13 protein-coding genes are annotated in these 15,111 nt (G+C 72.2%); 5 read left to right on the forward strand and 8 right to left on the reverse strand.

What is annotated here, in order from left to right; translation table 11 throughout:
• Window positions 1–113: 113 nt before the first annotated feature.
• From ACWC5O_RS44035 to ACWC5O_RS44045, 3 genes are all read right to left on the reverse strand, one after another.
• Window positions 114–539, reverse strand: a complete 426-nt coding sequence (locus ACWC5O_RS44035; RefSeq protein ID WP_450586464.1) for a DUF6299 family protein — start codon at window positions 537–539, stop codon at window positions 114–116.
• Between the two features lie 227 nt (window positions 540–766).
• Window positions 767–1,165 (reverse strand): RidA family protein, encoded by a 399-nt coding sequence (locus ACWC5O_RS44040; protein WP_450586463.1) that lies wholly within the window; start codon window positions 1,163–1,165, stop codon window positions 767–769.
• A complete protein-coding gene (locus ACWC5O_RS44045) occupies window positions 1,162–2,298 on the reverse strand; it encodes an acyl-CoA dehydrogenase family protein (RefSeq protein WP_450586461.1) in 1,137 nt (378 codons plus the stop codon). The genes ACWC5O_RS44040 and ACWC5O_RS44045 overlap by 4 nt, the downstream gene beginning before the upstream one ends.
• 170 nt (window positions 2,299–2,468) lie before the next feature.
• On the opposite strand from ACWC5O_RS44045, the gene ACWC5O_RS44050 reads away from it, so the two are divergent.
• Together ACWC5O_RS44050 and ACWC5O_RS44055 are read left to right on the forward strand one after the other, a co-directional pair.
• Window positions 2,469–4,061, forward strand: a complete 1,593-nt coding sequence (locus ACWC5O_RS44050) for an AMP-binding protein (protein WP_450586459.1) — start codon at window positions 2,469–2,471, stop codon at window positions 4,059–4,061.
• A gap of 15 nt (window positions 4,062–4,076) precedes the next feature.
• The gene (locus ACWC5O_RS44055; protein ID WP_450586457.1) at window positions 4,077–4,892 is read left to right on the forward strand and encodes a PaaX family transcriptional regulator; all 816 of its coding nucleotides are present in this window, start codon (window positions 4,077–4,079) and stop codon (window positions 4,890–4,892) included.
• Window positions 4,893–5,001: 109 nt separating this feature from the next.
• Here ACWC5O_RS44055 and ACWC5O_RS44060 read toward each other — a convergent pair whose 3' ends face one another.
• Together ACWC5O_RS44060 and ACWC5O_RS44065 are read right to left on the reverse strand one after the other, a co-directional pair.
• On the reverse strand, window positions 5,002–7,320 hold the full coding sequence (locus ACWC5O_RS44060; protein WP_450586455.1) for a bifunctional salicylyl-CoA 5-hydroxylase/oxidoreductase: 2,319 nt from the start codon (window positions 7,318–7,320) through the stop codon (window positions 5,002–5,004).
• A 74-nt stretch (window positions 7,321–7,394) separates the two neighbouring features.
• Window positions 7,395–8,222: an enoyl-CoA hydratase family protein gene (locus tag ACWC5O_RS44065; protein ID WP_450586453.1), complete on the reverse strand. Its 828-nt coding sequence runs from the start codon at window positions 8,220–8,222 to the stop codon at window positions 7,395–7,397.
• 296 nt (window positions 8,223–8,518) lie between these two features.
• On the opposite strand from ACWC5O_RS44065, the gene ACWC5O_RS44070 reads away from it, so the two are divergent.
• The gene (locus ACWC5O_RS44070) at window positions 8,519–8,971 is read left to right on the forward strand and encodes an ATP-binding protein (RefSeq protein WP_145884085.1); all 453 of its coding nucleotides are present in this window, start codon (window positions 8,519–8,521) and stop codon (window positions 8,969–8,971) included.
• Here the strand turns inward: ACWC5O_RS44070 and ACWC5O_RS44075 are convergent.
• The 3 genes from ACWC5O_RS44075 to ACWC5O_RS44085 form a co-directional block, all read right to left on the reverse strand.
• Window positions 8,931–10,376 carry an amino acid permease gene (locus ACWC5O_RS44075; RefSeq protein ID WP_450586451.1) on the reverse strand — a complete coding sequence of 482 codons (1,446 nt, stop codon included), beginning with the start codon at window positions 10,374–10,376 and terminating at the stop codon, window positions 8,931–8,933. The two genes, ACWC5O_RS44070 and ACWC5O_RS44075, sit on opposite strands and share 41 nt — an antisense overlap.
• Window positions 10,377–10,488: 112 nt before the next feature.
• Window positions 10,489–11,517, reverse strand: a complete 1,029-nt coding sequence (argF, locus tag ACWC5O_RS44080; protein WP_450586449.1) for an ornithine carbamoyltransferase — start codon at window positions 11,515–11,517, stop codon at window positions 10,489–10,491.
• Between the two features lie 92 nt (window positions 11,518–11,609).
• A complete protein-coding gene (locus tag ACWC5O_RS44085) occupies window positions 11,610–12,833 on the reverse strand; it encodes an arginine deiminase (protein WP_450586447.1) in 1,224 nt (407 codons plus the stop codon).
• A gap of 145 nt (window positions 12,834–12,978) precedes the next feature.
• Between ACWC5O_RS44085 and ACWC5O_RS44090 the strand changes: the two genes are divergently transcribed.
• Complete coding sequence (locus ACWC5O_RS44090; protein ID WP_386575780.1) at window positions 12,979–14,133, forward strand: SPFH domain-containing protein; 1,155 nt, start codon at window positions 12,979–12,981, stop codon at window positions 14,131–14,133.
• On the forward strand, window positions 14,130–15,020 hold the full coding sequence (locus ACWC5O_RS44095; protein WP_450586445.1) for a hypothetical protein: 891 nt from the start codon (window positions 14,130–14,132) through the stop codon (window positions 15,018–15,020). Before ACWC5O_RS44090 ends, ACWC5O_RS44095 begins: the two co-directional genes overlap by 4 nt.
• Window positions 15,021–15,111 lie beyond the last annotated feature (91 nt).

The following is a 15,111-nucleotide window of genomic DNA, read 5'->3' on the forward strand; positions in this document are numbered from 1 at the left end:
ACCGGATCATCGACGAACTCGACACCGAGCACCGCGCCCGCCGCCTGCTCGAGGGTCCCGGACCGTCCTCGAGATCGACGGGCGGCCGGCTGCCGGGCCGCTCGGCGCGGGTGTCACCCCTGGACGAGGGTGACGTCCTGCTCCTGGACCGCGTGGAAGGCCGGCAGCGGTGCGATGCCCGAAGGCCGCAGCTCCATGACGGTGGCCTCCACCTGGGCCGGGCCGGTCCCGAGGGAGCCGGCCGAGACCTTGCCGGAGTTCTGCCAGGGGTGCTCCGCGCCGTCGCACCGGGCGTCGCTGCCGCCGATGCCGTGCTTGAGCCGGCTGTCGCCCTGGCTGACCGAGGAACTGACGAAGACCGGTCCGGTGTTGCCGGTGCAGCGGTAGGTGCCGAAGAGGGTGACGGTGCCGTCGGCGGCGATCCGGCCGGTGGGGGCGACGGTGACGGTGTCGCCCGCCTCGGCGGTGGCCGGGCCGACGGCCGCGCACAGCAGCGCGGCGGCACCGAGGGCGGCGGCAAGGGTGGGGCGTACGGGCATGGGATACCTCCCGGTTCCGTGGGGTGGGGGCTTCCACTGGTACCGGGCGGCCGTGCCACCGGGCGTGATCGTCACCCCATCGGTGGCGCGTCATGGAAACCGTCCGGGAGTTGTCCGCATCATCACACTCTGCGGAGGCTGACCGGAGACGCGGTTCTGAGTGCGCCGCGAGAGCCGAGCGCACGCTGCCTCACTGACGTTTACGTCGACCTTGGCGCTCTGACTCGCTACGGCAGCACCGCGAACCCGTCCAGCTCCACCAGCGCCTGCTCGTCCCACAGCCGTACGACCTCCACGACCGCCATCGCCGGATAGTGCCGGCCGGCCAACTGCTGCCAGATGCGGCCCAGTTGGCGGGCGTGGGTACGGTAGGCGGCGACGTCGGTGGCGTAGACGGTGACGCGGGCGAGGTCGGCGGGGGTGCCGCCGGCCGCGTCGAGGGCGGTGAGGAGGTTGGTGAGCGCCTTCTCGAACTGCTCGGGGAGCGTGCCGCCGGTGACCTTGCCGTCGGTGTCGAGGGCGGTCTGGCCGGCCAGGAACACCACGCGGGAGCCGGCCGCGACGACGGCGTGGGAGAAGCCCGTGGGCGGGGACAGCTCGGGCGGGTTGATGCGCTCGGTCGTCACGGGCGGTCCTCTCGGATGGCGGTGGCGTACAACTCCTTGGCGATGATGCCCCGTTGGACCTCGCTCGCGCCCTCGTAGATCCGCGGGGCGCGCACCTCGCGGTAAAGATGCTCGAGCAGATGGCCCCGCTCCAGCGCCCGGGCTCCGTGCAGTTGGACGGCGGCGTCGACGACGTACTGCGCGGTCTCGGTGGCCAGCAGCTTCGCCATCGCGGCCCGCTTGGGCACGTCCGGGGCGCTCTCGTCGTACGCCGTCGCGGCCGCGTACACCATCAGGCGGGCCGCGTCCGTGCGCAGGGCCATCTCGGCGACCTGGTGGGCGACGGACTGCAGGTCCATCAGCTTGCCGCCGAAGGCGTCCCGTCGGGCGGTATGGGCGAGCGTCGCGTCGAGCGCGGCCTGGGCCATGCCGACGGCGAAGGCGCCGACGCTCGGCCGGAACAGGTTGAGCGTGCCCATCGCGACCCGGAAACCGCGGTCGACCTCCCCGAGCACGTCGTCCTCGGTCACGGGGACGGCGTCGAAGTCGAGACTGCCGATGGGGTGCGGGGAGAGCATCTCCAGGGCGGCGCCGGTGAGGCCGGGCCGGTCGGCGGGGACGAGGAAGGCGGTCACGCCACGGGCGCCGGCGTCGGAGGTGGTCCGCGCGAAGACGGTGTAGAAGTCGGCCTCGGGGGCGTTGGAGATCCAGCACTTCCGCCCGGTGAGCCGCCAAGCGGAACCGCCGTCCGGCTCGGCCGCCAGAGCGAGGGCCGCCGCGTCCGACCCCGCCCCCGGCTCGCTGAGCGCGAACGCGGCCACCGCGGTGCCGTCGGTCACGGGGGGCAGCCAGCGCTCCCGTTGGGCCGGGGTGCCGTGGGCGTGGACGGGGTGGGCACCCAGGCCCTGCAGAGCGAGGGCGGTCTCGGCCTCCGTGCAGGCGTAGGCCAGGGACTCCCGCATCAGGCAGAGGTCGAGGGCGCCGGAGGCGAAGAGCCGGGCCAGCAGGCCCAGCCGGCCGAGTTCCGCGACCAGTGGCCGGTCGACCCGGCCCGGCTCGGCCTTATCGGCGAGCGGGCGCAGCCGTTCGGCGGCCAGGGTGCGCAGCTCGGCACACCAGGCGGCTTGTTCCGGTCCGAGTGAGAATGCAGGCATCGCCGGTCCCCTCTCCCGTGCTGTCACCCGACCGTATCGCGCTCCATTGACTGTCGTCACCAACACGATACGCTCCATGTGCTGGGGCCTGTCTGACCATTCCCGTCGGCAGGCGGGAATGGTCAGACAGGCCCCAGGGCCACCACGAGCCCACCAGGCAAGGGGGCGCCATGCATCTCTCGGCCCACGTCGACACCTTCGCCCGCGACCACCTCCCGCCGCCGGACGAGTGGCCCGACCTGTGTTTCGAGCTGCCGGAGCTGAACTACCCCGAACGGCTGAACTGCGCCGTCGAGCTGCTCGAACACGCCGATCCCGCCCGCCCGGTCTTCCACACCCCGGCCGGCCCCAGCTGGACCTACGGCGACCTGCGCGCCCGCGCCGACCGCATCGCCCACGTCCTCACCGGCGAGCTCGGCGTCGTACCCGGCAACCGGGTCCTGTTGCGCGGCCCCACCACCCCGTGGCTGGCCGCCTGCTGGCTGGCCGTGCTGAAGGCGGGCGCGGTCGCGGTCACCGTGCTGGCCCAGCAGCGCGCGCACGAGCTGGCCACGGTGTGCGAGATCGCCCGGGTCCGGCACGCGCTGTGCGACGTCCGGGCCCTGGACGACCTGGCGAAGGCCGAGGTACCGGGCCTGCGCATCACCACGTACGGCGGTGACGCGGCCGACGACCTGCTGCACCGCCCGGTGCCCGGCACCCCCTACCCGGCGGTCGACACCGCCTCCGACGACGTGGCCCTGATCGCGTTCACCTCGGGCACCACGGGTCGCCCGAAAGGGTGCATGCACTTCCACCGGGATGTGCTGGCCATAGCCGACACCTTCTCCAGACATGTGCTGTGCCCGCATGAGGACGACGTCTTCACCGGCAGTCCCCCGCTCGGCTTCACCTTCGGCCTGGGCGGACTGGTGATCTTCCCGATGCGGGCCGGCGCCAGCTCCCTGCTCCTCGAACAGGCCGGCCCCCGCCAGCTGCTGCCCGCGATCGCCGAGCACCGGGTCTCGGTCCTGTTCACCGCGCCGACCGCCTACCGGGCGATGCTCGACGACCTGGCCGGGTACGACATCTCGTCCCTGCGGCGCTGTGTGTCGGCCGGCGAGAACCTGCCCGCGGCCACCTGGCGGGCCTGGCGGGAGCGCACCGGGCTGCGCATCATCAACGGCATCGGCGCCACCGAACTGCTGCACATCTTCGTCTCCGCGGCCGACGAGCGGATCAGACCCGGCACGACGGGCGTCCCGGTGCCGGGCTGGCAGGCGCGCGTGCAGGACGCCGACGGCGACCCGGTGCCCGACGGCGAGCCGGGCCTGCTCGCGGTCCGCGGCCCGGTCGGCTGCCGCTACCTCTCCGACCCACGGCAGCGCGAGTACGTACGCGGCGGCTGGAACATCACCGGCGACACCTACGTCCGCGAGAGCGACGGCTACTTCCGCTACGTGGCCCGCGCCGACGACATGATCATCTCCGCGGGATACAACATCGCCGGACCGGAGGTGGAGGACGCGCTGCTGCGCCACCCGGACGTGGTCGAGACGGCGGTCGTCGGCCGCCCCGACGAGGCGCGTGGCCAGGTGGCGGTCGCCTACACGGTGCTGCGGGACGGGGTACCGCCTGACCCGCAATCCCTCCGCACCTTCCTCAAGTCCGAACTGGCGCCCTACAAATGCCCGCGCGAGTTCGTCTTCCTCGACGCCCTGCCCCGTACGGCCACCGGCAAGCTGCAGCGGTTCCGGCTGCGTACCGGAGGTGACCAGCAGTGATGCCGACGACTTAAAATGATCAACGTGTCCGAGCAGCACGCCCCCAGGTCCCTCATCGTCACGCTCTACGGCGCGTACGGCCGCTTCATGCCGGGCCCCCTGCCCGTCGCCGAGCTGATCCGGCTCCTGGCCGCGGTCGGGGTGGACGCCCCCTCCGTGCGCTCCTCGGTGTCCCGGCTCAAGCGCCGGGGTCTGCTGGTGCCGGCCCGCACGGAGAGCGGTGCGGCCGGTTACGGGCTCTCCCCCGAGGCGCGCCAGTTGCTGGAGGACGGCGACCGCCGCATCTACGCGACGGCGCCCCCCGAGGACGAGGGCTGGGTGCTGGCGGTCTTCTCCGTCCCCGAGTCGGAGCGGCAGAAGCGGCACGTCCTGCGCTCCCGGCTGGCCGGCCTGGGCTTCGGCACGGCGGCCCCCGGGGTGTGGATCGCCCCGGCCCGCCTGTACGAGGAGACGCGGCACACCCTGCGCCGGCTCCGCCTCGACCCGTACGTCGACTTCTTCCGCGGCGAGCACCTCGGGTTCGCCCCCACCCCCGAGGCTGTCACCCGCTGGTGGGACCTCACGGCGATCGCCAAGGAACACGAGCGCTTCCTGGACGCCCACGCCCCCGTCCTGCGCGCCTGGGAGCACCGCACGGCCACCCCGCCCGAGGAGGCCTACCGCGACTACCTCCTGGCCCTCGACTCCTGGCGCCACCTCCCCTACACCGACCCCGGCCTCCCCACCCACCTCCTCCCCACCGACTGGCCGGGCGTCCGCTCGGCGGAGGTGTTCCGGGGGTTGCACGAGCGGCTGCGGGACGCGGGGGCGGGGTTCGTGGGGGCGGGGTGAGCGGCCGGTGGCTCAGAACCGCCGATGACCGGCGCGGCACTGCGGGTGCCCGAGCCGTCCGGACGGCGCTGCTCGAAAGAACCTGGGCAGCCGCCGGTGACAGGCCGGTTCAGGAACCGTGCGAATCGCGTGGAAGGCGTGTGACCGTACTGAGCGACAGGCGCGGCTTCGGGGCGTCCGTGCGGCCGGTCTGGGGGCGGCGGCTGCCCGCCCGGTAGGGCGCGGGCCAGGCGACGCCGGGGCCCTCGTAGCCCTGCTCGACGGCCGCGTGCAGGGTCCAGTGCGGGTCGTACAGGTGCGGCCGGGCCAGCGCGCACAGGTCCGTACGCCCGGCCAGGATCAGGGAGTTCACGTCGTCCCAGGAGGAGATCGCGCCGACCGCGATCACCGGGACGCCGACCTCGTGCCGGATGCGGTCGGCGAACGGCGTCTGGTACGACCGCCCGTACTCCGGCCGCTCCTCGGCCACCACCTGTCCCGTCGACACGTCGATCGCGTCGGCGCCGTGCGCGGCGAAGGCCCGGGCGATCCCGACCGCGTCCTCGGCGGTGGTGCCGCCCTCGGCCCAGTCCGTGGCCGAGATGCGCACGGTCAGGGGCTTCTCCTGCGGCCACACCGCGCGTACGGCGTCGAACACCTCCAGCGGGAACCTCAGCCGCTTCTCCAGCGAGCCGCCGTAGGCGTCGGTGCGCCGGTTGGTGAGCGGGGAGAGGAAGCCGGAGAGCAGGTAACCGTGGGCGCAGTGCAGTTCGAGCAGGTCGAAGCCGGATCGGGCGGCCCGCCAGGCGGATGCGGCGAACTGCTCGCGGATGTCGGTGAGCTGGGCCCGGGAGAGTTCGCGCGGGGTCTGGCTGCCCGGCTTGTACGGCAGCGGGGAGGCGGCCGTCAGCGGCCAGTTGCCGTCGGGCAGCGGCTCGTCCATGCCCTCCCACATCAGCTTCGTCGAGCCCTTGCGGCCGGAGTGCCCGAGCTGCACACCGATCGCCGTACCCGGTGCCTGGGCGTGCACGAAGTCGGTGATCCGCTTCCAGGCCTCCGCCTGGCGGCCGGTGTAGAGGCCGGTGCAGCCGGGGGTGATCCGGCCCTCCTCGCTGACGCACACCATCTCGGTCATCACCAGCCCGGCCCCGCCGAGGGCACGCGCGCCGAGGTGGACCAGGTGGAAGTCGCCGGGGACGCCGTCGGCCGCGGAGTACATGTCCATCGGGGACACGACGACCCGGTTGCGCAGGGTCAGGCCGCGCAGCCGGAACGGGGTGAACATCGGGGGTGTGCCGGACGGGCAGCCGAACTCGCGCTCGACCGCCTCGGTGAAGCGGGCGTCGCGCAGCCGCAGGTTGTCGTGGGTGACGCGGCGGCTGCGGGTGAGGAGGTTGAAGGCGAACTGGCCGGGCGGCTGGTCGAGGTACAGCCGCAGGTTCTCGAACCACTCCAGGCTCGCCCGGGCGGCCCGCTGGGTGGAGGCGACGACGGTCCTGCGCTCCTCCTCGTAGGCCGCGAGCGCCCGTGGCACGTCGGGCTGTTCCTCCAGGCAGGCCGCCAGGGCCAGCGCGTCCTCCACGGCGAGCTTGGTGCCGGAGCCGATGGAGAAGTGAGCGGTGTGGGCCGCGTCGCCGAGGAGGACGACGTTGCCGTGCGACCAGCGCTCGTTGACGACCGTACGGAAGGTGGTCCAGGCGGAGTTGTTGGAGCGCAGCGGCCTGCCGCCGAGCGCGTCGGCGAAGATCTTGGCGCAGCGCTCGATGGACTCCTGCGGGGTGACTTCGTCGAATCCCGCCGCCCGCCAGACCTCCTCGCGCATCTCGACGATCACGGTGGAGGCGTCGGCCGCGTAGGGGTAGCCGTGCAGTTGCATCACGCCGTGTTCGGTCTCGGCGATCTCGAAGCGGAAGGCGTCGAAGGGGAAGTCCGCGGCGAGCCAGATGTAGCGGCAGTGGTGTTCGGTCACCTGGGGGCGGAACACGCGGGCGTAGGTCTGGCGGGTGGTGCTGTGGACTCCGTCGGCTGCGACGAGCAGGTCGTGGGTCGCCGAGAGGTGGTCGGGGTCGGGGGCCTCGGTACGGAAGCGGATGTCCACGCCGAGGGTGTGGCAGCGGTCGTGGAGGATTTCGAGGAGGCGTTTCCTGCCGAGTGCCGCGAAGCCGTGGCCTCCGGAGGTTCGGCGGGTGCCTCGGTGGACGATGTCGATGTCGTCCCAGCGGGTGAAGTTGCTTTGCAGGGCCGTGTAGACCACTGGGTCGGCGTGTTCGATGCCGCCCAGGGTCTCGTCGGACAGGACCACTCCGAAGCCGAAGGTTTCGTCGGGGGCGTTGCGTTCCCAGACGGTGATTTTCCGGGTCGGGTCGAGTCGTTTCAGGAGCGCTGCCGCGTACAGGCCGCCTGGGCCTCCGCCGATGATTGCGATGCGTTGGGGGTGGTTCGTCGTCATGGGCGGCTGCGGGTGCGTTGTGGCTTGTCGCGCGGTTCCCCGCGCCCCTTTGTTCCTCACGTCGGCTGGCATGGTTACCGTCCTCGCCACTTCGGCGGGCGCTTTTCCGTGAACGCCGCGTGGAATTCCGCGTAGTCCTCGCCGTTCATCAGGAGGGCCTGGGTCGAGGCGTCCAGTTCGATCGATGCCGCCAAGGGCATGTCCAGCTCGGCCGTGAGCAGGGCCTTCGTCTGGGCGTACGCCAGGGCGGGGCCGTCGGCCAGGCGGCGGGCCAGGGTGAGGGCCGCCTCGTCCGCGCCGCCCTCCTCTGCCAGTTCGCTGATCAGGCCGATGCGCTCCGCCTCGGGGGCGCGCACGGGCTCGCCCAGCATCAGGAGGCGGGTGGCGTGGCCGAGGCCGACGACGCGGGGCAGGAGGTAGGCCGCGCCCATGTCGCCGCCGGAGAGGCCGACGCGGGTGAAGAGGAAGGCGAAGCGGGCCGAGGGGTCCGCGATGCGGAAGTCGCAGGCGAGGGCCAGGACCGCGCCCGCGCCCGCGGCCACGCCGTGTACGGCGGCGATCACCGGGAACGGGCATTCACGGATCGCCCGCACCACCTGCCCGGTCATCCGGTTGAAGTCGAGCAGCTGGGCGGTGTCCATGGAGAGGGTGGCGCCGATGATCTCGTCCACGTCGCCGCCGGAGCAGAAGCCGCGCCCCTCGCCGGCCAGGACGAGGGCGCGGACCGAACGCTCCCGGCTCAGCTCGGCGAGCAGATCACGCAGGTCGGCGTAGGCGCCGAAGGTGAGGGCGTTGAGTTTGTCGGGGCGGGCGAGGGTGACGGTGGCGACCCCGTCGGCGAGCTGGACCCGCAGATGCTCCCAGTCGGAGGTGCGGGCGGCGGAGCCGGTGAAAGGACTCATGACGTGCGGCCTCCTAGGGGGGCGGTGCCTCACGCAGCGCTACCCGACGAAGTTAACACGTCTTTGTGACTGTCGTCATGAGGGCGCGACAGCGTGAGCCCGGGATGACCGGGTCCCGTCACGCGCGTCACTGATCGTCCACAGCGTCGTAACAGTGGGCGCAGCCGGGCGAGGCAGGGCGTTCAGCCGGGTAAGCCGCCCGGTACCGGGGCCGAAGGTCCCGAGCGGTGCCCGACGACGGTCTCTGTGGCCGGGCCCGTACCATTCCTACGGTTGAAAGCAGGACAGCCTGCTCCATGAACGGACTCGCCTTGTACGAACGCCCCACCGAACCGGCCTCCTGGCGCATCGCGCTGCCGCACACCGCAGCGGCGGTGCCCGTGGCGCGTGCCCTGGTCCGAACGGCCCTCGCCGAGGTGGAGCACGCAGCTGATCCCGACACCGCCGAACTGCTCACGGCCGAACTGGTCGCCAACGCGGTGGAGCACACCGACGGGCGTGGCCCGATCGAGCTGGTGGTCGAGCTGCTGCCGAGCGGCTGCCAGGTCGAGGTGCACGACCCGGACCCGGCGCCGCCGGGCCATCTCACGCGTCCGGTGATCGAGGAGCCCGACCCCTGGCAGGAGGGAGGGCGCGGTCTGCTGCTGATCCGCGCCCTGAGTTCGTCCTGCGGTCACCGCCCGACCCCGTCGGGCAAGGCGGTGTGGTTCAGACTGCCTGTAGTTCCGGGTCAGCGGCGTCCGGCGTGACCTCGGCGGCCGGCTGGGCCAGCGTGGAGTGCCGGCGGCCGTAGGCGACGTAGACGAGCAGTCCGACCGCGAGGAACACCGCGAACTGGATCCAGGTCCGCCAGCCCGTCTCGTACATCAGGTACAGGCAGAAGGCGACGCCGAGCAGCGGGCCGACGGGGTAGAGCGGCACCCGGAAGCTGCGGGCGAGGCCCGGCTCGCGGCGGCGCAGGGCGATCACGGCGATGTTGACGACGGCCATGATGGCGAGCGTGCCGATGGTGCACAGGTTCATCACCGCGTCGAGCGAGGCGAAGGCGGCCGGGACCGCGAAGACGACCGCGACGATGAGCGTTCCGGCCACGGGGGTGGAGGTCCGCGGCGACACCTTCTCGAAGACGCGCGGGATCAGGCCGTCCCGGGACATCGACATCAGGATGCGGGTCTGGCCGTACATCACGGCGAGGACGACGGAGGCGATGGCGACGACCGCGCCGAAGGCGACGACCCCGCCACCGACGGTGGAGCCGGTGACCTCGTTGACGACGTAGGACAGCGCGGCGGGGCGGCCGGCGACCTGGTCGCCGCCGATGGCGCCGATCGCGGCGACCGCGACCGCGCAGTAGAGGAGGGTGACCAGGCCCATGCAGACCAGGATCGCGACCGGGATGTCCCGGCGGGGGTTCTTCGCCTCCTCGCCGGCCGTGGTGATCGCGTCGAAGCCGATGTAGGAGAAGAAGGCGGCGGTGGTGCCCGCGCCGATGCCGCCGAGGCCGGCCGGGGAGAACGGGGTGAGGTTGCCGTCCTTGAAGGCGCTGTAGCCGACGGCGCAGAAGGCCAGGAGGATGACGAGCTTCACGGCCGCCATGGCGGCGGTGGCCCGGGCGCTCTCGCGCACCCCGCGCACCAGGAGCACGGAGGCCATCGCGATGACGATCACGGCGGGGAGGTTCACGATGCCGCCGTCGCCCGGACCGGCCGACAGGGCGGCGGGCAGCTGCCAGCCGGTGAGGCTGTGCAGCAGTTCGTTGACGTACTGGCTCCAGCCGACGGCGACCGCCGAGATGGAGATGCCGTACTCCAGCAGCAGGCACCAGCCGACCAGGAAGGCGGTGGACTCGCCGAGGCCCGCGTAGGCGAAGGAGTACGAGGATCCGGAGACCGGGATCGCGCCGCCCAGCTCGGCGAAGGAGAGGGCCGTGAAGACGCAGGTGATCGCGGCGAGGACGAAGGAGACGACCACGGCGGGGCCGGCCTGGGCCACGGAGTCGGAGAGGCCGACGAAGATGCCGGTGCCGACGATGGCGCCGACGCCGAAGCAGATGAGCTGGAAGAGGCCCATCGTGCGCTTGAGGCCGTGGCCTTCGCGGTCGGCGCCGGATTCGGCTATGAGCGCGCCGGGGGACTTGATGCGGGGAGCGGGCATGCGGGTGGTGCTCGTTTCTGGTGGTGCGGGCGCGATCACCGGTCGATCGCTGCGGCGGCCGCGGCAGGGGTGGCGCCGGGCCGCCGGTCAGGATAAGGCCTGGTGACGGGGGTCAGGAAACGCTGTGTGACGCACCCGCCAGGGTGGCCACGAGGACCGCCTTGATCGTGTGCATCCGGTTCTCCGCCTCGTCGAAGACGACGGAGTGCTCGGATTCGAACACCTCGTCGGTGACCTCCAGCTCGGTCAGTCCGTGCCGCTCGTGGATCTCGCGGCCGACGGCGGTGCCGAGGTCGTGGAAGGCCGGCAGGCAGTGCAGGAACTTCACCTGGTCGTTGCCGGTGGCGCGGAGCACGTCCATGGTCACGGCGTACGGGCCGAGCAGTGCGATGCGCTCGTCCCACACCTCCTTGGGCTCACCCATCGACACCCAGACGTCGGTGGCGATGAAGTCGGTGCCGCGTACGCCGTCCTTCACGTCGTCGGTGAGGGTGATCCGGGCGCCGGAGGCGGTGGCGAGCTGCCGGGCCACCTCGATGATCGTCTCGTCCGGCCACAGCAGCCTGGGGGCGACGACACGGACGTCCATGCCGAGCAGGGCGCCGGTGACCAGGTAGGAGTTGCCCATGTTGTACCGGGCGTCGCCGAGGTAGGCGAAGGCGATCTCGGCCAGGGGCTTGTCGCTGTGCTCGGTCATGGTGAGCACGTCGGCGAGCATCTGGGTGGGGTGCCACTCGTCGGTGAGGCCGTTGTAGACGGGGACCCCGGCATACGTGGCCAGCTCCTCGATCACGCCCTGACCGTGTCCGCGGTACTCGATGGCGTCGAACATCCGGCCGAGGACGCGGGCGGTGTCCTTCACGGACTCCTTGTGCCCGATCTGCGAGCCGGACGGGTCGAGGTAGGTGGTGTGGGCACCCTGGTCGGCGGCGGCGACCTCGAACGCGCAGCGGGTGCGCGTCGAGGTCTTCTCGAAGATCAGTGCGATGTTCTTGCCGCGCAGGTACTGCGTCTCGGCCCCGGCCTTCTTGGCGGCCTTCAGCTCGGCGGCCAGCTCGACCAGGCCGCGGAACTCCTCCTCGGTGAAGTCCAGTTCCTTGAGGAAGTGGCGGCCGGCGAGGGCGGTCGGGACTGTCGCCATGAGGGCGCTCCAGGGATACGGGTGCACGGGACTTTGGAATTCTATACGATGCTCAGCATTTATATACAGTCCGCTTGATCACACCGGCTCGGTCACACCGCCTCGCGCTCGACGGGACAGCTCATACAGCGCGGGCCGCCCCTGCCCCGCCCCAGCTCGCTGCCCGGGATCTCGATCACCTCGATGCCCTGCTTGCGCAGGTGGGTGTTGGTGGTGACGTTGCGTTCGTAGGCGACGACGACACCGGGCTCGACGGCGAGCACGTTGCAGCCGTCGTCCCACTGCTCACGCTCGGCCGCGTGGACGTCCTGGGTGGCGGTCAGGACACGGATCTCGCTGAGCCCGAGGGCGGCGGCGATCGCGCGGTGCATGTGCTCCGGCGGATGGTCGGTGACCTTCAGCTCCTTGTCGGCGGCGCCCGGCTCGATGGTGTACGAGCGGAGCATGCCGAGGCCCGCGTACTGGGTGAACACATCGCCGTCGACCATGGTCATCACGGTGTCGAGGTGCATCAGGGCGCGCTTCTTGGGCATGTCGAGCGCGACGATCGTCTGCGCGGACCCCGCGGCGAACAGCTTGTGCGCGAGCATCTCGACGGCCTGCGGGGTGGTGCGCTCGCTCATACCGATGAGGACCGCGCCGTTGCCGATCACCAGGACGTCGCCGCCCTCGATGGTGGACGGGTAGTCGGCCTGCCCCTCGGACCAGATGTGGAACATCTCGTCGCGGAAGAGCGGGTGGTGCCGGTAGATCGCCTCGAAGTGCACGGTCTCGCGCTGCCGCGCCGGCCAGCGCATGGCGTTGATGGAGACGCCGTCGTAGATCCAGGCGGAGGTGTCGCGGGTGAAGAGGTGGTTGGGCAGGGGTCTGAGCAGGAAGTCGTCGAGGTCCATGACGTGGAACCGCACGGAGGTCGGCTCCTCGTGCGCCGCCAGGAACTCCCGCTTGGTCATCCCGCCGACGAGGGCCTCGGTCAGCTCGCGCGCGGGCAGGGCCTCGAAGGCGGATCGGAGGTGATCGGTGGCCAGCGGACCGTACTCCTTCTCGTCGAAGACCCGGTCCAGGACGAGCGCCCGCGCGGCCGGCAGCTCCAGCGCCTCCGCGAGCAGGTCACCGAAGAGATGGACGGCGACCCCGCGGTCGCGCAGGACGTCGGCGAACCCGTCGTGCTCGGCGCGCGCCCGGCGCACCCACAGCACGTCGTCGAACAGCAGGGCGTCCTTGTTACTGGGGGTGAGCCTTTTGAGCTCGAGGTCGGGCCGGTGCAGGATCACGCGGCGCAGCCGCCCGGCCTCGGAGTCGACGTGGTATGCCATGCCACCATCCTGGCCATTGCCGCCCGCCTTCACGCCCTTCTTGGCCGTTTCCGCCCCTTCCTGTTTTCGTCCCCTTGACGAGAAGCGGAACCCGTGATTATCGTCTCCATGACGAAAAGCGAGGGGATTCACCCGAGGGGGACTCATGGCCGACATCACCCGGCGCCTGGGCCTGCGCCATCTGCGCGGCGCGCCCACGGCGCACATCCGGCACCACCGCTCCGGCACGCTGGTCCACGACGGTCCCGGGCTCAGCTTCTGGTTCCGCCCGCTGACCGCCGCCCTGTCCGAGGTGCCGGTGGACGACCGGGAACTGGCGATGACCTTCCACGCCCGCACCTCCGACTTCCAGGACGTGGCGGTACAGGCGACGGTGACCTACCGGATCGCCGACCCGGCCGTGGCCGCCGCCCGCCTGGACTTCTCGATCGACCCCGACACCGGCGCCTGGCGCGGCACCCCGCTGGAGCAACTGGGCACCCTGCTCACCGAGACGGCCCAGCAGCACGCGCTGGACGTCCTCGCCCGTACGCCGCTCTCGGCGGCGCTGGTCGACGGCGTCGCCGCGGTGCGCGAGCGGGTAGCCGCGGGCCTCGGCGCCGAGCCGCGGCTGCCCGCCACCGGCATCGAGGTGGTGGCCGTACGCGTGATGGCGCTGCGGCCGGAACCGGAGGTGGAGCGGGCGCTGCGCACCCCGGCCCGGGAACAGATCCAGCAGGAGGCCGACCGGGCGACCTACGAGCGGCGGGCCGTCGCGGTCGAGCGGGAGCGGACCATCGCCGAGAACGAACTGGCCAGCCGGATCGAACTCGCCCGCCGCGAGGAGCAGTTGGTCGAGCAGCGGGGCACCAACGCGCGCCGCGAGGCCGAGGAGCAGGCGGCCGCGGACGCGGTGCGCGCCCGGGCGGAGGCGGCGCGGTCGGTGAAGCTGGCGGAGGCGGAGGCCGCCCGGTCGGTGAAGCTCGCGGAGGCCGAGGCGGCCCGCAGCATGAAGCTCACCGAGGCGGAGGCGGCGCGGGTCCTGCGGCTCGCCGAGGCCGAGGCCGCGCGGGCCGAGCGGGTCGCCCGCGCGGAGGCCGAGGGCGCGCGCGAGGTCGGCGAGGCGCGGGCACAGGCCCAGGCGGCCTGGCTGCGGGTGCACGCGGAGGCCGGGATCGACGGGGCGACGACCCTGCAGGCGCTCACCGCGACCCGGCTGGCCGAGAACCTGCCGCGCATCGACAGCGTCACCGTCTCCCCGGACGTGCTGACCGGACTGCTCGCGAAGCTGGGCGGCGGCCCGTCCGAGGCGGCACGGTGAGCCTCGCGCCACGGGCCGTGCTGGTCCATCGCACCACGGAGTACGAGGAGTTGGTGGCCCGGCACGGCACGCACGGCCAGGCCGCCTTCTTCCTCGCCTCCCGGGGCCGGGACATCGAGGAGGTGGCCGAACGCCACCGCCGGGCCCGCGGCGCCCTGGCCGAGGTGACCTCGGCCGTGCCGCTGACCTGGCGTCAGGCACAGGTGGAGCGGGCCGACCTGGACCGGTTCCTGTTCGCGCCGGAGGACGTGGTCGTGGTCGTCGGCCAGGACGGGCTGGTGGCCAACGTCGCCAAGTACCTGACGGGCCAGCCGGTGATCGGCATCGACACCGACCCGGGCCGCAACCCCGGGGTGCTGGTACGACACCGTCCGCAGGACGCGGCGAAGCTCCTGTCGGCGGCGCGGACCACGGTGGACGAACTCACCATGGTCGAGGCCGTCGCCGACGACACCCAGCGGCTGGTGGCGCTCAACGAGATCTATCTCGGCACACCGGGCCACCAGACCGCCCGCTACCGCCTGGGCCTCGACGACGACGGGGGTGCCGTCGAGGCCCAGGCCTCCTCCGGGGTGCTGGTCGGGACCGGCACCGGCGCGACCGGCTGGCTGCGCTCGGTGTGGCAGGAGCGGGGCAGCCGGCTCCCGTTGCCCTCCCCCACCGAGGACCGGCTGGTGTGGTTCGTCCGGGAGGCCTGGCCGTCGCCCGCCACCGGTACTGCCCTGGTGGCGGGCGATCTCGCGGCCTCGGCGTCCCTGACGGTCACCGTGGAGTCCGACCGGCTCATCGCCTTCGGCGACGGCATCGAGACCGACGCGCTCCAGCTGACCTGGGGGCAGACGGTCCGGGTCGGGGTGTGCGGGCAGCGGCTGCGGCTGGCGGGCTAGTGCCCCGGCAGGCAACGTTTGCCCGTCAAGGAGCGGCGTCCGGTGCGTGCTCTCGGCGTGCCGGCCGGAAGCCCTCGTACTGGACGTACTT

Source organism: Streptomyces sp. NPDC001450 (genome assembly GCF_053597295.1).

Bases quoted from the DNA above. Each gene is read 5' to 3' on its own strand.
- ACWC5O_RS44035 (WP_450586464.1), bottom strand. From the start codon at position 539: ATGCCCGTACGCCCCACCCTTGCCGCCGCCCTCGGTGCCGCCGCGCTG.
- ACWC5O_RS44045 (WP_450586461.1), bottom strand. From the start codon at position 2,298: ATGCCTGCATTCTCACTCGGACCGGAACAAGCCGCCTGGTGTGCCGAG.
- ACWC5O_RS44050 (WP_450586459.1), top strand. From the start codon at position 2,469: ATGCATCTCTCGGCCCACGTCGACACCTTCGCCCGCGACCACCTCCCG.
- ACWC5O_RS44055 (WP_450586457.1), top strand. From the start codon at position 4,077: ATGATCAACGTGTCCGAGCAGCACGCCCCCAGGTCCCTCATCGTCACG.
- ACWC5O_RS44060 (WP_450586455.1), bottom strand. From the start codon at position 7,320: ATGACGACGAACCACCCCCAACGCATCGCAATCATCGGCGGAGGCCCA.
- ACWC5O_RS44065 (WP_450586453.1), bottom strand. From the start codon at position 8,222: ATGAGTCCTTTCACCGGCTCCGCCGCCCGCACCTCCGACTGGGAGCAT.
- ACWC5O_RS44070 (WP_145884085.1), top strand. From the start codon at position 8,519: ATGAACGGACTCGCCTTGTACGAACGCCCCACCGAACCGGCCTCCTGG.
- ACWC5O_RS44075 (WP_450586451.1), bottom strand. From the start codon at position 10,376: ATGCCCGCTCCCCGCATCAAGTCCCCCGGCGCGCTCATAGCCGAATCC.
- argF (WP_450586449.1), bottom strand. From the start codon at position 11,517: ATGGCGACAGTCCCGACCGCCCTCGCCGGCCGCCACTTCCTCAAGGAA.
- ACWC5O_RS44085 (WP_450586447.1), bottom strand. From the start codon at position 12,833: ATGGCATACCACGTCGACTCCGAGGCCGGGCGGCTGCGCCGCGTGATC.
- ACWC5O_RS44090 (WP_386575780.1), top strand. From the start codon at position 12,979: ATGGCCGACATCACCCGGCGCCTGGGCCTGCGCCATCTGCGCGGCGCG.